Below are 18,973 nucleotides of genomic sequence, written 5' to 3'. Positions count from 1 at the left end.
ATTTTTTGAAAAATAAAAAAAGTTTGATTAAAAATTAAAGCATATATATGATAGAATAAAAAATGACCAGCGGCTCATTTTTAAGGCTGCAAGGTAAAGGAGAGGATGAAGGGAATGTCAGGCTACGGAAAATGGGTGGCAGGAAAAAAGACGAAGTGGATTACTCTTCTCGTATGGATAGTGCTTGTAGGTGCACTTACCCTGTTATGGCCTGCAGTGAATTCTCAGGTTGCTAATAATGCGCCTAACCTCCCAGATGATTCACAATCGGTACAGGCAGCAGCTATTGCAGAGCAAGAATTCCCTAGTGGAAGTGGAGTGCCGGCGCTGCTCGTATGGCATAGAGAAGGTGGGCTTTCACAAGATGATTTAGTACATATCACTGCTGTGTACAAGAAGTTGGAGCAGCAACCATTGCCCCATCAGAATTTTGTTCCCCCATTAGGACAACTGCCGCCACAGGCATTACAAGCCTCGTTATCTGAGGATCTTAGCACGCTGGTAACCCCGGTGCTTTTTGATAAAACGGCAGATAGTGATCAGCTCGGTGAAGCTGTGACAGAAATGAAGAAGATCATAAACACAGAGACGGGTGGAGACCCCTCCGCGGCTAAGGTAGATGGAAAAGACCTGAGTTTACGTGTTACGGGTCCAGTGGGCATCTCTATAGATGCTTCAGGCCTGTTTCAGAACGCAGACGTTTCCTTGTTAATTGCTACGGTTATGCTTGTGCTGGTGTTCTTATTGGTGATTTATCGTTCACCGATCTTGGCTTTTATTCCACTTATTGCGGTTGGATTCGCTTATGGTGTAACTAGTCCGATTCTTGGAAAAATGGCACAAGAAGGCTGGATCACAGTGGATTCACAGGCTGTCTCGATTATGACTGTTTTGCTATTCGGAGCTGGTACGGACTATTGCCTGTTCCTGATCTCACGGTTCCGGCAGTTATTGAAGGTAGAAGAGAGTAAGAGTCGTGCGCTTCTTCGCTCCATTACCGAATCTTCAGGTGCCATTGCTATGAGTGGCTTCACCGTCGTGCTCGCGCTGTTCGCGTTATTGCTGGCTAAGTATGGAGCTTATCATCGATTTGCCGTTCCATTTAGCGTGTCTATCTTCATCATGGGAATTGCCAGTCTAACTCTCGTACCAGCACTGCTGGCAATCTTCGGACGGACCTCGTTCTTCCCATTCATTCCGCGCACACCGCAAATGGAGGTAGAACGGGCTAAGGCTAAAGGCAAACCTGTTCCTGAACCCAAGGTTTCCCGTAAAAAGGGTATTGGCGGCTTGGTAGTAACCCGGCCATGGGCTATCGTGGGTGTGACCGTTATCGGACTGGGGATTCTGGCTTCATTCTCCAGTGGCATCAAATTTACCTATGATATCCTATCCTCTTTTCCTAAAAATATGGAATCCCGCGAAGGTTTCGACCTTATTGGCAAACAGTTCTCTCCCGGAGAATTAGCTCCAGCGAAGCTGATTATTGATACCCAAGGAAAAGCGAGCGGAGAGGATCTAAAGGTCATTCTTGGCGGACTCACCTATGTGGACACGGTTTCCGATCCGCAGCAGGGGGCAGTAAACAAAGATATTGTTGGTTTTGATATTGAATTTAAAAGCAATCCTTACTCACTAGAAGCGATGGGGCATATTCCCACCCTTCTTGATACCGCAGAGCAGGCATTAATCGATGTAGACGTTGCGAACCCTGCGGATCACGTGTGGGTAAGCGGACAGACGGCGACACAGCACGACACTAAAGAGATTGGGGATCGGGACACCGATCTGATTATCCCCGTAGTCATCGGAATGATCACCGTACTGTTGTTGATATATCTGCGTTCAATAGTGGCCACCATCTATCTGGTCGGCACTGTTATTCTCTCCTTCTTCTCAGCGCTTGGCTTAGGCTGGATTATCATTCACTATGTGATGGGAGCAGATGCTATTCAGGGAGCGATCCCACTGTATTCCTTTGTTTTCTTGGTGGCACTTGGAGAAGACTACAACATCTTCATGATCTCGAATATCTGGAAAAAGCGTAAAACCATGCCGCTTAAGCAGGCTATCGCGGAAGGAGTGAATGAGACCAGCTCGGTAATTACCTCTGCCGGCCTCATTCTGGCAGGTACATTTGCTGTATTGGCAAGCTTGCCGATTCAGGTGCTTGTGCAGTTCGGTATTATCACCGCTCTTGGTGTTCTGCTGGATACCTTCGTGGTTCGGCCGTTCCTTGTACCAGCTATTACAACGCTCTTTGGCCGTTGGTCGTTCTGGCCGGGTAAACATCAAGAGGTGGAGACCCCTCTGCCAGATGTAAGTAAATAATGAGTTTATAAACAAATAGGGATGTCTCAGAGCCATATTGGCTCCGGACATCCCTGTTTGTTTTAGGCTTGGGCACAGGACATCGCTGGATAATAGCGCTGCTTGTACCAACTAACTTAATTGTATCTATTAGGCTAATCAGTCTGCTAGACGATAGTTACTCTAAGTATTCACTGTGCTAATTAGTATCTAGAAGCGATAACTGTGTTGATTAGCCCGCTGATTCTCTTAGCCCAGTGGTAAAAGACAATTAGCGTGCTGCATTGGAAAGCCCAGTGGTAGAAGACAATTAGCGTGCTGCATTGGAAAGCCCAGTGGTAGAAGACAATTAGCGTGCTGCATTGGAAAGCCCAGTGGTAAAAGACAATTAGGTGGCTGCATCAATAATAGTCAATTAGCTCGTAGCACCGGTTACCTAGCAGTAATAATCAATTAGTTAACTGTACTTATCGGGCTACCATTCCGTACACACTGCTGGTTCAATCTAGCTACTGCTCTGTTTGGGTGGTCCAAATCCTTAGTTACTGGGCGTGCGGCTGATCATTAATTCATATTTATCGATGGAAGCACCCAGGATTGCGTCATTACCACCAGCACCACGGTGCGACTGACGGAAGGACTCGCTGGAGGTCCAGCCTTTGAATGCATCCTCATTCTCCCATACGGTGCAGATTTTTAATTCCTCGACACCTTCCTTGGCATTTCCACGCCAAACCTCCATACGTACAAACCCTGGCATATCCTGCACACCATTATTTCCTCCGAAACGTTGAGCAATAGCTTCGCCATGGCCTTCTTTTACTTTAATAGTATTAGTTACTACCAGCATGATAGATAAACCTCCGATCAGAAAGTTAGTATATTTTTCAGGACATTGTGAATCGAAATAATATAACATGGGAACCTCGAAAATTAGCCAATATCTCAAGGTAACATCGTGATTTTCAACTTACAAAATAAAAGACCATCCCACAAGACACAAGAGTGCGGGCGTTTAATTGCACTTTGTACACTTAAATTATCCGTAACACCAGAAACGATCGAATAAGTGTATTCTCTGCAACTAATTTATGCGAATCTGGTGAATCGCCGAGATTAGCCTTCTTTTAACTGTATAGAGTGCAATTAAAGTATGATTTCTCCTCTAATTGCGCTGAATAGATGTACAAAGTGCAACTATTATCTATTTAAACGTTAAGTATTGTGCAAACTCAGGTACCTGCGGAAAATCAAAGTGTCTACTGCAAGTAAAGTGGCTATAGCAAGTTAAAGTAACTACTGCACGTTAAAGTAACTACCGCAAGTAAAGTGCCACCTCAACCGTAATGTTACTCTTAGCCAAAGTGCCAACCCAACTCCAAAGTTTTTACTCAAAACCACCATTACAGCTAGCACCTAATTCCAGTCCCAGTTCCCTAATAAAGCCCCCAAATGAAGTTGCATTGCAGAATGTGCAACAGAATGGACTGAATGTTATCTGAATAAGGCAGTCTGTTGCATTCTGTACAATAGAATCAAGCCCAAATCGCCTAAAAAGGAGGGGAGCCACTAAACTGATTGCACAAAGTGCAATCACCCAAGGTTTCGCCCTCAACTAGAGGGATTCAATTGCACAAAGTGCAATTAGAAAACGGAGCAGAGCAATCCTGAAGCGTTATCCCGCACAAAGTGCAATCACCCCAGATCACCCGGCTCCCCCGCGTCCAGCGCGATTTTATTGCGGATTGGTGGTCCATAGTCCTGCTGTTTTTAGGAAGACGCGATCCGGCAGCTTCAAAGCTGTCAGTGCCAATTCAGCAACATCTTCAGGTTGCATCATGCGGTCTTCGTCACCGATTTTAAGTCCAGCATTGGAAGCTAGGCCAGTGTTGACGGTGCTTGGAGTCAAGGCTACGACGCGGATATTGTGTTTGCGCACTTCTTGTGCGAGGGCTTCGGTCATGCCCATGAGAGCGAACTTGGACGCGCAATAAGCAGAGCCTGTCGCGAAGCCGCGTTCTCCGGCTGTGGATGAAATATTGATGATATTTCCGCCATTTTTCTCAATCATCGCAGGCAGCGCAGCACGAGTTACGTAATAAGTACCGTAGAGATTAACTTGGATGTGGCGCTCCCAGTCAGCAGGGTCCATTTCTACTAAAGTGCCGAATTTTGCGATCCCGGCATTGTTGATTAATGCATCAAATGCTCCAAGCTCATTTTGCAGGGAAGCAACAGCACGTTCAGCTTCTTCGCGTACGGCGATATCGGCCACGGCAATGCTGACTTTAACGTCATATACTTCCGTTAAGGCTGATTTTAACGCTTCGAGATCACCTGAAGTTCTGGAGATCAGGCCTAAATTAGCACCTTCCTTAGCCAGTGCCATAGCCAAGGCTTTTCCGATCCCTTTGCCTGCACCAGTAATTACAACACTCTTTCCTCTCAAATCCATCTCTATCGTCACTCTCCTTCAAACTTTTTTGAAGCAGCTGCTTCATTCAAGTCTTATTATACCTGAATGCTGTAGGGCAATTACAATCGCCCCTTAGAAAATGGTCTGCAAATTTTCATGAAGCCGAACTGCCTTTTCATGAAAAGGTATTATTCATGGAGTTTCGTCAGCGGTACCGAAGCTGGGCCCTCTAAAACCTCGCCATCGTAAGAGAAGCGGGAACCATGGCAAGGGCAATCCCAAGAACGATCCCCGTTGTTCCATTCGCATTCACAGCCCATATGGGTACAGGTTCTATCCACCAGATGAAGTTTACCTTCTGTATCCTTATAAGCTCCCACACGTTTGCCATCATGGAACACAACGGCTCCTTCGTCAGCTTCCAAATCAGTTGTCTTTTTATGGACGATTTCCACTTTGCCCGCCACGAGCTCTTTTGCCACATTGGCATTTTGCACGATGAAGTTTTTTAGGCTGGTGCCAGCTTTGAAGCGGGACGGATCATACAGTTCGGTATATGGATTATCTTTGCGCTGAATCTGATCCGAGATGATCTGTGCGGCCAGCGTACCGCTTGTCATGCCCCATTTTCCAAAACCTGTGGCGATATAAATCTCTTCGTTGTCAGAAATTTTACCGATGTAGGGCACTCTGTCTAGGGTGATTAAATCCTGTGCTGCCCAGCGGTAAGGGATTGTTTTGATGCCGAGCAGATTTCCTGCGAAAAGCTCCAAATTCTCATAATGTCCTATCGTACAGATGCCCTGGCCTGTCTTATGGTTGTCTCCCCCGACAATGACCAGATTCCTGCCTTCCCACTCTACTGCACGAAGAGAACGGGTGGGTTCGCTTGCACTTAGATACATTCCACCCTCAAAATCCGTTTCAGGCTGGATCGCCAGACAGTAGGAACGTTCAGCATGCAGCCGCGAGAAATATAGTGCTCCTCCATCGTAGAATGGGAAATGAGAAGCTGAAACGGCGTAGCGGCAGGTGATCCGATGCTCGTCCTTTTCAGTAAAAAGCGTAAGCTTATCGTTCTTCTCCACCTTATCCGCCATCATCGTATGCTCATAGATTACGCCACCTTTATCCTGAATGACCTTCAGTAGCCCCTTCAGATATTGCAGCGGGTGAAAGCGGGCTTGTTCTGGTAATTTAATGGCACCACTCGCCATCAGAGGGATAGAGACGTTATCTAGCCATTCTCCGGGCAGACCCAATTGTTCATAGGCTTTATACTCTTCCTCCAGTTGTTTAAGCGTTTTATGATCTTCAGCATCCGCGTACAGAAAAGCCGCCTCATGTTTCATGCCGCAGGATACTTCAAGTTCCTCAGCCGTATTCTGGATCCAATTCATAGCCTCGCTATTCGAGCGATAATAGAGCCGGGCTTGCTCCTGCCCAAAATGCTTTATCAAATGATGATAGATTAACCCGTGCTGTGCTGAGATTTTTGCACTGGTAAAACCCGTAGTGCCACTCAGAATTTCCCCGGCTTCCAAGAGTGTGACTTTGTAGCCTGCGTTGCTGAGGAGATAGGCTGTTGTAATGCCTGTAATTCCACCGCCTACCACTGCCACATCTGTAGAAATATCTTCAGCCAGCTTTGGAAAAGCCGGTAAATCCGTGGTATCTCTCCATAATGATTCCGGAAATTGTGGAAGACTTTGCGTTATCTTACGGTTTGGGTCCATCTATTATCCCTCCATCTTTACAATCTTCATCTCATTTATTACCACAGTCCTGTGAAAAGAAACTTCCCATTCCATCGTGCTGTGCATGAATTCAGAGAAACAGTGCCAAAATAAGGTGGAAACTGGGACGTAAAGGATAAATAGGAGGGATGATGTTCCATGTCAGTTCAACAGGATAAGGACAATATTTCTCTGGAATGGATCAAAGATCAGCTGAACGGGTTCGCGGATTTAATCGATAAAACAAGCGTTGCCCCTTTTGGGCAAATCAACCTGCTATATATCAAAAGTGTTACAGATGCGCAGACACTCAGCCGCCACGTGATTGCGCCGTTTTATGAAATGGAGAGTATTAGCGCTTATCAGGATTACATTATGACTTATCCGGGCACTGAAGAGGCGACTACGAGAGAGAAGGCGATCGACCTTTTGCTCAGTGGTTATGTGCTTCTGGGTATAAAAGATATGATATATTTCTTCGATGCTATGAGTACGGAGAGCAGCGGTGTTAGTGAAACGTCTGCCGAAAGTATTTCACAGGGGCCGTCAGATGCACTGACAGAGGATATAGCGATTAATTTGAACATGATTCGGCGGCGTTATAAATCGACTAATCTCAAAATGGAGACCATGGTCATCGGCGATGTCTCTAAAACAAAGATAGCTATTTTATACGATGACAGTCGTGTTGACCATAACGTTTTAAAAGAATTAAGGGAGAAGATGGGAACGCTAAAGGTTGATATTTTGCAGGCTACAGGAGAGCTTGAGAAGTTTATAAGCAGTGACAAATTAAGAATACTCCCTAAGTCCATCATCACCGAAAGACCGGATAGAGTGGTGTTTAATTTGTCTGAAGGAAAAGTAGCGATAGTGCTGGATACAACCGGTTATGCGATAGTGCTGCCTTCTATTTTTAATGATTTCTTTACATCCATGGATGATAAAATACAATTTCCTATCGTGGGGCGATTCCTAAAGCTGCTTCGGATTATCGGTGTGTGCATGACGTTGTGGCTGCCTGCGCTCTATGTAACACTCACCTCGTATAACCCAGAGATTATTCGTGTGCAGATTGCCTTGCTTATTGCGGGCAGTCGTGCGACTGTGCCTTATCCTTCTTTTGTGGAAGTGCTTTTAATGCTCATGATGATGGAGTTTCTGACTGAGGCGAGCTTACGGCTCCCCAAGGCAATTGGTCCAACGGCCACGACGGTAGGGGGGCTTATCTTGGGGCAGGCAGCGACGGCAGCAGGACTTGTAGGAAATATCATGATCATATTGGTTTCTGCTGTTGCGATATCTAATTTTCTAATTCCGCTGAATATGATGAGCTTGTCCATACGAGTGCTGAAGTATATTTTTCTAATTGCCGCAGCTTTTTTAGGATTGGTTGGGGTAGTAGTCTGTGTCGTGGGATTCGCAATGTATTTATGCAAACAGCGTACCTTTGGACAACCTTATTTCAGATTGTTTTTTCTCGATAATCTCGGCAAGAAGAAGGGTGGAGAGCATTGATGGCCAAAAGCCGTTATTTCTACTGTCTTTTTCTGATGAACAGCCTGATCAACATCATTAATTTTGTTCCAAGGGAACTTATAGACAGACGTTTTGGTGGCGCTTTGATGTCCATACTAATCGGAACGATTTTGGGCACTTTGTTTGTCTATATATTTACTGTACTGATTGCTAAATTCCCCGGCAAGGGGTTCCCGGAAATATTTTACTCTTTGCTTCCTAAGAAGTTATCCAGAATCTTACTGGTCCTTTTTGCTGGCTTATGGTGTGTGGCCGGGGGAGTTACATTGCTTTCTTTTGTAGATATTACGCTGCGGTTTATCAGTCCGGATTCGAGTCCTTATACGGTTGTGATCAGTTTTTTAGTCTTGGTCTGCATCTGCTGTCGCTTCGATTCTCTATCACTCTTGTATGGGCTTGAAATCATTCTCAGCGTATCCTTACCTTTAATTATTTATGGCCTCGTAAAAGCATTGACCAATCCGGACTTTAATTGGGATTCTGTTCTGCAGGTCACTACATACTTCTGGCATAAGCCGGACCTAATGAGCCTTGCGGCGGCTACCTTTTCGTTTAGCGGTTACTTAAACCTGGCCATATTTAATCGGGTATTTCATGGGCTGAAGCTGAAGCATGTCTGGATTTTAGGGGTGGAGGGTCTTTTCGTATTACTCTTGACTTTTTTAGTTCCCATCGGCTATTTCGGAACCGTTGCTATTGATAGGCATGTGTATACATGGTTCTCGACGGCCGACAGTATTCGGATGGAATCCTTTATTATTGAACGGATGCTGTTTATTTTTTATTTTGCCTATTTAAGTTTATCTCTGGTGAGTGTAATCGTTCATTGGCATGGAGGTTTAGAGCTTTTTAAAGGTGCTCTTTCATCTGCAAAAAAACAGTCCCCAAAAGCAGAGCGCTGGAAAGAGTGGGGGATCCTAGGCTTGTTTAGTGCGATGGTTCTGTCCTTAATGGGGCAGGATCAGTATCAACTTAATATGTTTGGTGCCTGGTTTCTGCAAATTCGCTGGTTTGGTGAGATGTTCATCATCGCTCTGTTGTTTTATTGTTATCGCAAAGCTAGGAGGGGGAAGCTATGAGAAGAGTACTTGCTGGAATTGGAATTACCTTGCTCCTTCTTCTTCCCGGTTGTGACTTCAAGGAGATTGATTTGCGGATTTTCGTGTTAGCGATCGGCGTTGACCAAGGTACAGAAGCAGGGAATTTTAAGATTAGCTTGAAGCTTGCCATCCCTCAGGGGGATGTTACTAAGATTGATGAGAAGATGCAAATCTTGACTGAGGAGTCTCCAAGCATTTCGGAAGCCCTTCGTAGAATGAAATCCAGAGTGGAAAAGGAGCTTGATTACTCCCATTGTAAATCAATTGTTTTGGGGGAAGGGGTTGCCCGTGAAGATATTCTCCATGTTATGGATTGGGCTGTGCGACGTAGAGATATCCAGCTTATTGTCAATTTTGCAATAGGGCGTCCGGAAGCACTTCAAGTGCTGAAGGTAAGACCCGAATCGGAGCGGATCCCATCGAATTCTCTTATTCTGGCTATGAGTGGACAAGGCACAGAGTCTCCATTTATTTCTAGTGTGTATTCCTTTCAGCTGATGAGAAATATCTTTGAGGAGGGGATTGATCCAATCCTGCCGATTATTGAGGCCAAAGGGGATAAGGAGTTTTTAATTGATAAAATTGCTCTGCTGAATAATGAGAAAATCAAAATGGTTCTTACGCCAAATGAGACCCGGCTATATAATCTGCTGTCACGCCCGAATCTGCGGACTAACTTACCCGCCCATTCCGAGGGAATTATGTTTCAATATTACACAGAGAGGTCATCCTCGCACTATAAAATTGTAACACCAGAGCATGGGAAAGCTACTATTCGTTATCATATTAAGATAAAAGGTATTCTCGAAGAGAGTAGTAGCCCAGATCTGGTGACACATCACATGTTGAAGAAGATCCAGGAAGCCGGGGAAAAGGAATTGGAAGCGGATATCTTAGCATTGCTGACCAAAATACAAGCCAGTGGCTTAGATCCCTTGGGTTGGGGGCTGCATTATGGAGCAAGGCATTTTAATAACGATACGGAAATGAAAGTGTGGAAGGAGCTCTATTCTAAACTTGATTTCCAAGTGAAGGCTGATGTAAACATTAAATATTCAGGAATGATTAGGTAGCTTGTAAAGTAACATGTGGATAAAAATGGGATTGACGTTCCCATTCACAAGATTTATACTTGATCTAAAAATAAGTTAGAGGATGATAGGAATGAAAAGTCTAAATTTGACCTCCCAACGTCAAGCCGTTTACGATATCGTCCTTAATTCACATGACCATCCTACTGCTGCGGAAGTAATGAATCGGCTAGTAGAGCAGGGACATAGCTTAGCATACGGTACGGTATATAACTCTCTGCGTTATCTTTCAGATAAACAAATGATTCGTGAGCTTAAGCTTGGTGAAGCTGCCAGCAGATATGACGCACGTATGGATGATCACCAGCATATCATTTGTGAAGTTTGTGGAGCAGTGGATGAGGTTATGAATCAAGTTCCGCGTGAATGGATGAATACAGTGGCCAAGGATACCGGTTATACCATTGGTCATGCTCATGTAGTATTCGGGGGCGTCTGCCCAAACTGTAAGAACAAAAAGAATAATTAGGATAGAGGTGCCGGAGCCTGTGCTGCGGTAATAATATGTATATCCGGAGAGACCGCTTTCATTGAGGCGGCCTTTTTTGTTGCATTTATATGACAATTCTCAAAAAAAATGAGAAAAACAAAGAAAGATAGGAGGAAAATCGGTTCCTAAAACAGATTTTAAATTATATATTAAGTCTGGTAAATGTATCCTTGCCTAAGACTCAGATGAGAGAGAGATGATGACGTCTATGAAAAAAAATGCGGGTATGACTATCCGTACCAAGTTAATTCTTACATACCTAATAATACTGCTGCTGCCCAGTATTATAATAGGCTGGCGAACCTATCAAGCTGCCAGCCAGGAAGTGGAAGATCAACTGGTGAACAATGCTACCGAAAGTGTGTTGGCCGTAAATGAAATCATTAACTCTAATATTCAATCCAAAATAGATGCGATTTCTTATTTTGCCGCGGAGTTTTCATCTGAGGGGATCAACAGTGAGGGATCTGGGGGAACTTCCTCTGCTGTAAAAGCCAGATTGAAGGAATATGTAGCGCTGCATCCCGATGTACTGGACATTTATGTGGGTACAAGCAGTGGCAAGGCTATTCATGCTTTAGATGCTAAGCTGCCAGAGGGTTATGATCCAAGGCAGGAAAGCGCCTATATTAATTCTCTGAAGCAAGGAAAAGGGGCAGTGATTTCTCCGGCTTTTCAAACCGTAAATAAGGAAACCGCGATTGCGATATCGACGGTTCTTAAGGGCGGTGATGGGGTGATCACAATGAATCTTAACCTGTCTACATTAGCAGAGCTGACCTCAATTAAGGTAGGCAAGGAAGGTTATATCCTCATCGTTGATAACAGCAAGAAGTTTCTAGTTCATCCTACAGAAGCTATCGGGCAGGAATCGTCTGATGATTTTGTTAAGAAAATGTTCGATAAAGAACAAGGGGTCTTCGATTATGTCTTCAAGGATACGTCCAAAAAGATGACCTTTATGGTCAATGAACTGACGGGTTGGAGAATCGGAGGTACGATCAGCATTGACGAGGTTAACTCAGCAACTAGTGGAATCCGCGATACAGCTCTGCTTGTTATTGTAGTTTCCGTTCTGGTTGCGCTGGTTGTGATCTATTTTAATATTCAATCGATTTTGAGACCGCTTTTCCGGCTGCGGAAAGCAACTGCGGTGATAGCCAAAGGTGATCTGTCGGAAGACATGGGTGTTTTCCGTAAAGATGAAATAGGGCTGCTGGCAGAGAATTTTCAATTAATGGTTATCAGCTTGCGCGAGATGATCATTGGCGTGCAGGAGATGACAAGCAATGTCTCCTCCTCAGCGGAAGAACTGACGGCTAGTGCGGATCAGACTGCCCAAACGATTGAGCAGGTGACCATAGCGATTCAGGACGTAGCGGCAGGGACGGAGCGACAGGTGGTTAGTGTACGAAAAGGAATGGAGAGCACTGCCGCTACAGCTAGCGAGGTCGAGCAGATTTCCACATATATGGAGCAAGTATCCACAATGATGGACAAGACTTCACTCTCAGCATCAGAAGGCAATGATTCGGTTATCAGCGTGGTGGACAAAATCAATGGTATCCATGAAACGGTCGGAGAGCTGGGCAGTGTAATTGACAAGCTGAATGAAAGAACCAGTCAAATTGAGGGCATTGTTGGTGTCATCACCGGGATTGCCCGCCAGACCAACCTGCTGGCCCTCAATGCTTCCATTGAGGCAGCCAGAGCCGGGGAACAAGGGCGTGGATTTGCGGTGGTTGCTGCCGAGGTGCGTAAGCTGGCAGAGGAATCAGAGAGATCCGCACATTTGATTGCCGAACAGATTACCGCTATTAATAGTGAAATGCTGCTGGTAACTCATACGATGGAAGACACCAGACAGCGCGTATCCGAAGGTATTGAGGCTGTGGATACTTCCGGACGTTCTTTCTCCCGTATCCGAAGAGCAGTAAAGAGTGCCGCGGAGAAGATTGAAGCCATGGGTGGGGTTGTGCAGACTTTATTGGTGGAATCTAATGATATGGAGAAGGCTATTGGGGAAATTCGCGGCATATCGGAAGAGGCGGCTGTGAATACGGAAACTATCGCAACTGCCGCACAAGAGCAGCTTGCTTCTGTAGAGGAGATGGCATCCTCGTCTACCGACCTTAGCCATCTTGCAGAAGAACTGCAGAAGCTGGCGAGCCGCTTTAAGATAAACGCTTCTGGTAATAAGAATGATTTCTGATAGGAGAACCGTGCTTTTTATCTTCCCTTTTGAACTCCTTTGCAAGTATACTGATAAACAATAATGTTAGGTTAGGCAATGGAGAGAGGAGAGATAATAGGAAATGGCAGAGCAATTAAAAGGGATCACTGTCGCCTTGGCGGGTCCGCGCAAATCGGAAGAAATGGCCAAGCTGGTTCAGAATATGGGGGGGACGGCAGTAGGCCGGCCTGCTCAAGGGACTGTATTTCTTGATGACGAGGCCTTGCAGGAAGGTTTGAATGCATGGATCAATCAGCCTCCCTACTTGGCGATCCTGACTACAGGGATGGGACTTGATGCTCTCTTCGATATGGCTGAGCGAATGGGGATCGAAGAACGTTTCTTAGAAGTACTTTCTGGTTCTATTATTGCCGCACGGGGTTATAAGACAGTGAATGCTTTGAAAAAAAGAGGACTTACGCCGGAGGTTCGTGACGACGACGGAAGTACAATCGGATTGATTCGTGGGCTTCAATCCCTGAATTTGCAGGGGAAAGAAGTCGTTCTTCAGCTGCACGGCGATCCAGCTCCTCATATGCTTGCATGGCTGCAGGAGGCTGGGGCTACTACCCGCCAAGTGCTGCCGTATCGCCATACCCCACCTGAGCCGGGCGAACTGGAAAGATTGCTTCTAGAAATCATATCAGGCAAAATTGATGCCGTGGCTTTTACAAGTGCACCACAGTTTCGTTTCCTCTGTCAATTTGCCCGGGAACAGGGAAAGCTGGAAGAAATGCTGAAGTCTTTCGAGGATAAAGTGCTTGCTGTTTCTGTAGGACGGATTACCTCTGAGGCGCTTAAAGAAGAGGGCGTACAGCGTATCATTATGCCTGAGCATGAACGGATGGGAAGCATGATTGTAGAGCTAGGCAAATATGTGGCGGCGAATCGCTAAGTCACAAGTTGCGTCAGCTTTACACGAATGACGTTTTCGCACAGAAGCATTCCCGCCTGTTATCATGGCCGGGGATGCTTTTTTACCCGGAAAAATAAGCCCAAAGAGCAATATACCTGCCATCTGCATGGACATTCGCGGCAGTTTTCCTTAGAATATAGGCAACATGTGACGAATAATAACAACGAATAAGGAGGAGGATCCCATGGACAAGAGAAAATGTCTATTACTTGGTGATTACACCCATCCCCGGTTTCATCCACTTCAAGGAGTGGACCAACAAATTAGTGAGATCTTAAATGATTTATTAACCGTGCAATGTTCAGAAAATAAAAAATTAATGCGCATTGAGCATTTAGCAAGTTATGACCTATGTATTGCTTACAATGAATTGTGGAACGAAACAGTCTCCCCTCAACAAACGGCTGGTTTGCTTAGCTATGTAAGTGGAGGAGGCGGACTCATTGTTCTTCATACGGGAGCTTCGCTGACGAAACGTAACGAGCTTGCACAGCTAATCGGGGGTCGATTTAACGGACACACAGCTTACGAACCCCTGAACTTCAAAGTGCTAGAGCATGACATCACCGAAGGTGTGGAAGATTTCCAATTGGATGAGGAGCCCTATCATTTTGAATTTGACCCGTTCACAGAACGGACTATTCTACTTCAATATGAATCTGAGGGGCAATGGATTCCAGCTGCATGGTGCCATAGCTATGGTTTAGGACGAGTAGTATTCCTTATGCCTGGTCATCATGAACCCTCCTTCCGTCATCCGGCACTACGTAAACTAATTCTACAGGCGGCTACTTGGGCTGCCCGTATTCCGGTCACTAACTAAGCAATGTTGTGTTTTTTTTGAAATACGTACACAGTGGGGTATACTTTAATCATAAACTCCGTTATGTAATGAAACGGAATCTTTGGGAGGAAAGTGCCATGAGTGATTTGTTTAAAAAAGCGATCTCTTTAGGAGTGGGCCTCACCATTGTCAGTAAGGAAAAAGTAGAGAAGGTTGTTGAAGAACTAGTGAAACGCGGGGAGCTTGCTCCTTCGGAATCTAGGGCTCTCGTCGATCGGCTAATTGAACGTGGTGAGGAAGAACGAGGCATGTTCAAATCTGCTGTACAAGAGCAAGTACAACGCGTGCTGAAGGAAATGAATGTGCCTGTACAAAACGATATTGCCGAGCTGGAAGGGCGAATTGCAGTATTGGAGCGCCGGTTGGCCGAGCTAGAGGGAATTTCCCATCTAGAGGGAACATCGGCGGAAACGCGTTCGGACTAAATGGCTGTACGCATTAGACATGCCGGACGTTACCGGGCAATTGCCATGGCGCTTATGCGCCATGGTTTTGGCTATATGGTGGAAGAGCTGGGGCTCTATCACTTACTATCCCTTCCACGTCGTCTTGTAACGCAGGAAGCACACGCAAGCCTTACGCTCGGGGAGCGGATTCGGCTGGTGCTGGAGGATTTGGGTCCAACCTTTATTAAGCTGGGACAACTCGCCAGTACCCGTTCAGATCTGCTGCCTGATTCTATTATTCAGGAATTGGTAAAACTACAGGATAATGTGCCTCCTTTTCCTGTCGACCGCGTGCGCGCGATCATTGAGCAGGAACTGGACCAGCATATGGATGAAATCTTTAATTCTTTTGAGGATACGCCACTTGCTGCGGCATCCATCGGTCAGGTGCATAGGGCTGTGCTCCACAGTGGACAAGTCGTAGCTGTTAAAGTTCAACGTCCTGGTATTCTGCGAACGATGAGCAGGGATTTGGAAATTCTCAAAGATTTAAGCACGCTTGCTGAAAAGCGGCTCGCTTGGGCGAGGCAATATCAGCTGTGCCGTATGGTAGAGGAGTTCTCGAAATCGCTGCTTGGCGAGCTGGATTACAGCCAAGAGGGGCGTAATGCAGAGAAAATCGATCAGCAGATGGATTATGAGGGAGTGTACATCCCGGATATCTATTGGGACTATACGTCAACACGAGTGCTGACGATGGAATATGTGGTAGGGACAACACTGAGTCGTCGCGATGAGTTGCTGAGTAAAGGCGTTAAGCTTAAAGCCATTGCTCAGCAACTTGTGGAGATGATGCTTAGACAAATCTTCATTCATGGTTTTTTCCATGCTGATCCTCATCCGGGCAATGTTATACGGATGGGTGATGGAAAGCTGGCTTTGATTGATTTTGGCATGATGGGTCGGCTGAATGAGGAGATGAAGGAGCAGCTGTCTGCACTTATTATCGCTCTGATGCGCAAAAATACGGATGCAATGGTCCGGGCAATTTTGCGTCTTGGAGTCATTCCCGAGGATGCTGATCGAAGTGCGCTGCATGATGATATGGATCGGCTGCGGGATGAATATTATGATGTTCCATTTAGCAAAATGAGTATAGGCAAAGCCCTGAATGATCTGTTCGGCATAGCGCGAAAACACCGTCTAGTGCTGCCGCCGGATTTGACGATGTTAGGGAAGACAATGCTCACGCTGGAGGGAGTCATCAGCAACTTAGATCCAACCATCAGTATTTTGGAGATGGCGGAACCCTTTGGGCGGGAACTTGTGAAGCAGCGCTTTAGCGGCAGTCGATTGCAGCGTAAGTTCCTGGGAGGCGTAGCAGACTTAACAGAGAGTCTGCTGGAGCTTCCTGGGCAGGCAAAGCAGTTATCCGCGCTGATCAGTAAGGGGAAGATAAAGGTGGAGATTGTGGCACCTGAGATGCAGAATCTGGAGCGTAAGCTGGACCGGGTAGGTAACCGTTTAGCTTTCAGTATTGTGATGCTCGCGTTTAGCATCATCATGACAGGACTCATTATTGGTACTGCGATGCGTGGACAGCCCTCAGTGTTATGGAATTTCCCTACAGTGGAGGTTGGCAGCGTAGTGGCACTTCTGATGTTCTTGTGGCTGATCTATGCGATTTTTAAATCGGGAAGGTTCTAGCTTAAGGGATTTGAATAATTATTCTTCAGCAGTTTCACACAAATGCCTTTCTATCAAGTACAATATAAAAGATAACTTTCTAAGCTTAACTTTACTTCTATTGTATAAAGTGGAATGGAACGCAAATGGAGTGCCGTCTTAACGTCCGGTGGATCGCTGCTGCCCAGAAACCGAACTTTGACCGCACTCTTTTAACGGGTCAAGGGATACATGGGACGGAAGGATGCCGGTGACGGTGTTCTTCCGCTTTTGTTTGAATATAGCTGAATCTGAAGCATATGCCCCAGAACAGGACAGCCTATGCAGGCTGCCTCATACAGGGCTTTTGAAGACGGAAGTTAAGAAAGAGATGTAATCAAATTAAACCGAGAAAATAGTGAGGTGGAGAATTTGCCGGGATTTAAAGATTTAGGAGTTTCAGAATTACTGTGTACATTGCTTCAAAGTCAAGGCATTGTTAAACCTACGCCAGTGCAACAGGAAGCCATTCCGCCATTGGTGCAGGGATTGGACGTAATAGCTAGAGCGAAGACAGGTACAGGGAAGACTTTGGCCTTTTTGCTGCCAATTATGGACAAGATCCATACGGAGCGGGCTTATCCTCAGGCGCTGATTATGGCTCCAACACGTGAGCTGGCTTTGCAGATTACAGAAGAGGCACGCAAGCTGGCGCGTCATACGGATATCAAAATATTGGCGGTTTACGGGGGTCAGGATGTAGAGAAGCAACTGCGCAAACTGGAAGGCGGCAGACATCTTATCATCGGTACACCGGGCAGACTTTTGGATCATATGCGCCGGGAAACGCTGGATCTTAGCGGTGTAAAAATGCTCGTTCTGGACGAAGCCGATCAAATGCTGCACATGGGCTTCTTGGAGGATGTTGAGACTATCATTACGGCTGTGCCTTATCGCCGTCAGACTATGTTGTTCTCCGCGACAATGCCTGATCCGATTAAACGTCTCGCTGCTAATTACATGAAAGAGCCACTGGATATCATCATTAAGAGTGGTTCTCCGATTCCGCTGGATAATATCAAACAGCAAGTAGTGGAATGCTCGGACCGTAATAAAGAAGAAGCGCTCAAATCCCTCATTGAACGGGATCGTCCTTACTTGGCAATTATTTTCTGCCGGACGAAACGGCGGGTATCCAATCTGAACGAAGCGCTGCAAGCAGCCGGTTATGAATGTGACGAGCTGCACGGTGATTTGTCCCAAGGTAAACGTGAAGGCGTGATGAAAAGATTCCGTGATGCGAAGCTGCAGCTGCTTGTAGCGACAGACGTAGCAGCTCGGGGTCTGGATGTTGAAGGTATCACTCACATCTTTAACTATGATATGCCGCTTGATGTGGATAGCTATATTCACCGGATCGGCCGGACTGGCCGTGCTGGAGGTAAAGGGCTTGCGATTACTTTCGTATCTCCACGTGATCAAGAGGGTCTGGATTTGATCGAGCATGGCATCTCGCAGCGGCTGGATCGCCGCCGTTACGAGAAGGATGAATTCGGCGTTGGCGAATTCATCCCTGTGCAAGGCGGCGGACGCCACGGCGGTCGCCAAAGCGGCGGCGCTGAAGCAGCGCGCACGGGCCGCGGGCCGAAGACCGGCGGCTCTGGCCGCGGAGGAGCTCCGCGCGGCGAAGGCGGAGCGCGGCAAGGTGGCCGTGGCCGCGGTAAAGAAGCAGGCGGCTGGGGCGCGCCTGCAGAAGGTCGCCGCGGTCGTTCCGATGCGGCGGCGGGCAAGCGTGGCGGCAGCGGCTATGACGCTGCTGCTCCTAAGGGCGGCGGCAAGGCTGCCGGCGTAGTGCGAGTAGGCGGCGGCTATGGCGCCTTCGCCTCCCGAGGCGAAGCGTCTGCCAGCGGTAACGCGGCAACGCCTAGTGCCGGTTCGCGCGGTGCGAACCGGAAGGGCGGACCAAGCACTGGCTACAGTGAGAACGTAGCTAGAGGTGCGGACGGCGGTGCCTACACTGGAGGCACTCCACGTGGCGGCTTAGGCAGCGGCTACGGTGCAGGCCCGTCTAGAGGCGGCAAAGGTGGTAAAGGCAGCAAAGGCGGATACGCCGGTGCCAAGGGTGGCGCTGCTGGCAAAGGCGGCCGCAACAGCGGCGGCGGATCTTCACGCGGTGGCCGTAGCAATGGATCCGGTGGCTTTAAAAGCGGCGGTCGCGGCACTTCCAGATAAAGTTAGTAGAGTTTT

General features: G+C 46.8%; 14 protein-coding genes. 11 read left to right on the top strand and 3 right to left on the bottom strand.

From position 1 onward, the window contains the following. Positions 1–105 precede the first annotated feature (105 nt). Positions 106–2,331 (top strand): MMPL family transporter, encoded by a 2,226-nt coding sequence (locus tag MHI51_RS28955; RefSeq protein WP_341004078.1) that lies wholly within the window; start codon positions 106–108, stop codon positions 2,329–2,331. Between the two features lie 517 nt (positions 2,332–2,848). Here MHI51_RS28955 and MHI51_RS28950 read toward each other — a convergent pair. From MHI51_RS28950 to MHI51_RS28940, 3 genes are all read right to left on the bottom strand, one after another. After that, a complete protein-coding gene (locus tag MHI51_RS28950) occupies positions 2,849–3,160 on the bottom strand; it encodes an antibiotic biosynthesis monooxygenase (protein ID WP_076179209.1) in 312 nt (103 codons plus the stop codon). 885 nt (positions 3,161–4,045) lie between these two features. Beyond that, positions 4,046–4,765 carry a 3-ketoacyl-ACP reductase gene (locus MHI51_RS28945; RefSeq protein ID WP_036681981.1) on the bottom strand — a complete coding sequence of 240 codons (720 nt, stop codon included), beginning with the start codon at positions 4,763–4,765 and terminating at the stop codon, positions 4,046–4,048. Positions 4,766–4,914: 149 nt separating this feature from the next. After that, complete coding sequence (locus MHI51_RS28940) at positions 4,915–6,462, bottom strand: FAD-dependent oxidoreductase (RefSeq protein ID WP_342410260.1); 1,548 nt, start codon at positions 6,460–6,462, stop codon at positions 4,915–4,917. A gap of 159 nt (positions 6,463–6,621) precedes the next feature. On the opposite strand from MHI51_RS28940, the gene MHI51_RS28935 reads away from it, so the two are divergent. The 10 genes from MHI51_RS28935 to MHI51_RS28890 all read left to right on the top strand — a co-directional run bounded on the left by MHI51_RS28935 (position 6,622) and on the right by MHI51_RS28890 (position 18,958). Next, positions 6,622–7,980: a spore germination protein gene (locus MHI51_RS28935; protein WP_076219509.1), complete on the top strand. Its 1,359-nt coding sequence runs from the start codon at positions 6,622–6,624 to the stop codon at positions 7,978–7,980. After that, the gene (locus MHI51_RS28930) at positions 7,980–9,080 is read left to right on the top strand and encodes a GerAB/ArcD/ProY family transporter (RefSeq protein ID WP_076276240.1); all 1,101 of its coding nucleotides are present in this window, start codon (positions 7,980–7,982) and stop codon (positions 9,078–9,080) included. Before MHI51_RS28935 ends, MHI51_RS28930 begins: the two co-directional genes overlap by 1 nt. Beyond that, positions 9,077–10,174, top strand: coding sequence for a Ger(x)C family spore germination protein (locus MHI51_RS28925; protein ID WP_076191747.1), 1,098 nt, complete (start codon positions 9,077–9,079; stop codon positions 10,172–10,174). Before MHI51_RS28930 ends, MHI51_RS28925 begins: the two co-directional genes overlap by 4 nt. A gap of 91 nt (positions 10,175–10,265) precedes the next feature. Beyond that, a complete protein-coding gene (locus tag MHI51_RS28920) occupies positions 10,266–10,661 on the top strand; it encodes a Fur family transcriptional regulator (RefSeq protein WP_076123979.1) in 396 nt (131 codons plus the stop codon). Positions 10,662–10,890: 229 nt separating this feature from the next. After that, on the top strand, positions 10,891–12,894 hold the full coding sequence (locus MHI51_RS28915) for a methyl-accepting chemotaxis protein (protein ID WP_405173430.1): 2,004 nt from the start codon (positions 10,891–10,893) through the stop codon (positions 12,892–12,894). Between the two features lie 103 nt (positions 12,895–12,997). Then, a complete protein-coding gene (locus tag MHI51_RS28910) occupies positions 12,998–13,810 on the top strand; it encodes a uroporphyrinogen-III synthase (RefSeq protein ID WP_076123976.1) in 813 nt (270 codons plus the stop codon). A 205-nt stretch (positions 13,811–14,015) separates the two neighbouring features. Continuing rightward, positions 14,016–14,654, top strand: a complete 639-nt coding sequence (locus MHI51_RS28905) for a ThuA domain-containing protein (protein WP_076123974.1) — start codon at positions 14,016–14,018, stop codon at positions 14,652–14,654. Positions 14,655–14,752: 98 nt separating this feature from the next. Next, entirely contained in the window at positions 14,753–15,100 is a 348-nt protein-coding gene (locus MHI51_RS28900; RefSeq protein WP_036681962.1) for a phasin family protein, read from the top strand. Continuing rightward, positions 15,101–16,768 carry an AarF/ABC1/UbiB kinase family protein gene (locus MHI51_RS28895; RefSeq protein ID WP_076219506.1) on the top strand — a complete coding sequence of 556 codons (1,668 nt, stop codon included), beginning with the start codon at positions 15,101–15,103 and terminating at the stop codon, positions 16,766–16,768. Between the two features lie 390 nt (positions 16,769–17,158). Further along, positions 17,159–18,958 carry a DEAD/DEAH box helicase gene (locus MHI51_RS28890; RefSeq protein WP_081383618.1) on the top strand — a complete coding sequence of 600 codons (1,800 nt, stop codon included), beginning with the start codon at positions 17,159–17,161 and terminating at the stop codon, positions 18,956–18,958. Positions 18,959–18,973: the final 15 nt, after the last annotated feature.

Origin of the sequence: Paenibacillus sp. FSL H8-0260, assembly GCF_045040625.1 — a bacterium.
In the GTDB taxonomy this organism is placed as follows: domain Bacteria; phylum Bacillota; class Bacilli; order Paenibacillales; family Paenibacillaceae; genus Paenibacillus_AQ; species Paenibacillus_AQ odorifer.
Note: the sequence above shows the minus strand (reverse complement) of the source record. Positions and strands in the feature narration are given on the sequence as shown.

What these genes read in the sequence shown, in the direction of transcription:
- MHI51_RS28955 (WP_341004078.1), top strand. Translation starts at nt 106, where the DNA reads ATGAAGGGAATGTCAGGCTACGGAAAATGGGTGGCAGGAAAAAAGACG.
- MHI51_RS28950 (WP_076179209.1), bottom strand. Translation starts at nt 3,160, where the DNA reads ATGCTGGTAGTAACTAATACTATTAAAGTAAAAGAAGGCCATGGCGAA.
- MHI51_RS28945 (WP_036681981.1), bottom strand. Translation starts at nt 4,765, where the DNA reads ATGGATTTGAGAGGAAAGAGTGTTGTAATTACTGGTGCAGGCAAAGGG.
- MHI51_RS28940 (WP_342410260.1), bottom strand. Translation starts at nt 6,462, where the DNA reads ATGGACCCAAACCGTAAGATAACGCAAAGTCTTCCACAATTTCCGGAA.
- MHI51_RS28935 (WP_076219509.1), top strand. Translation starts at nt 6,622, where the DNA reads ATGTCAGTTCAACAGGATAAGGACAATATTTCTCTGGAATGGATCAAA.
- MHI51_RS28930 (WP_076276240.1), top strand. Translation starts at nt 7,980, where the DNA reads ATGGCCAAAAGCCGTTATTTCTACTGTCTTTTTCTGATGAACAGCCTG.
- MHI51_RS28925 (WP_076191747.1), top strand. Translation starts at nt 9,077, where the DNA reads ATGAGAAGAGTACTTGCTGGAATTGGAATTACCTTGCTCCTTCTTCTT.
- MHI51_RS28920 (WP_076123979.1), top strand. Translation starts at nt 10,266, where the DNA reads ATGAAAAGTCTAAATTTGACCTCCCAACGTCAAGCCGTTTACGATATC.
- MHI51_RS28915 (WP_405173430.1), top strand. Translation starts at nt 10,891, where the DNA reads ATGAAAAAAAATGCGGGTATGACTATCCGTACCAAGTTAATTCTTACA.
- MHI51_RS28910 (WP_076123976.1), top strand. Translation starts at nt 12,998, where the DNA reads ATGGCAGAGCAATTAAAAGGGATCACTGTCGCCTTGGCGGGTCCGCGC.
- MHI51_RS28905 (WP_076123974.1), top strand. Translation starts at nt 14,016, where the DNA reads ATGGACAAGAGAAAATGTCTATTACTTGGTGATTACACCCATCCCCGG.
- MHI51_RS28900 (WP_036681962.1), top strand. Translation starts at nt 14,753, where the DNA reads ATGAGTGATTTGTTTAAAAAAGCGATCTCTTTAGGAGTGGGCCTCACC.
- MHI51_RS28895 (WP_076219506.1), top strand. Translation starts at nt 15,101, where the DNA reads ATGGCTGTACGCATTAGACATGCCGGACGTTACCGGGCAATTGCCATG.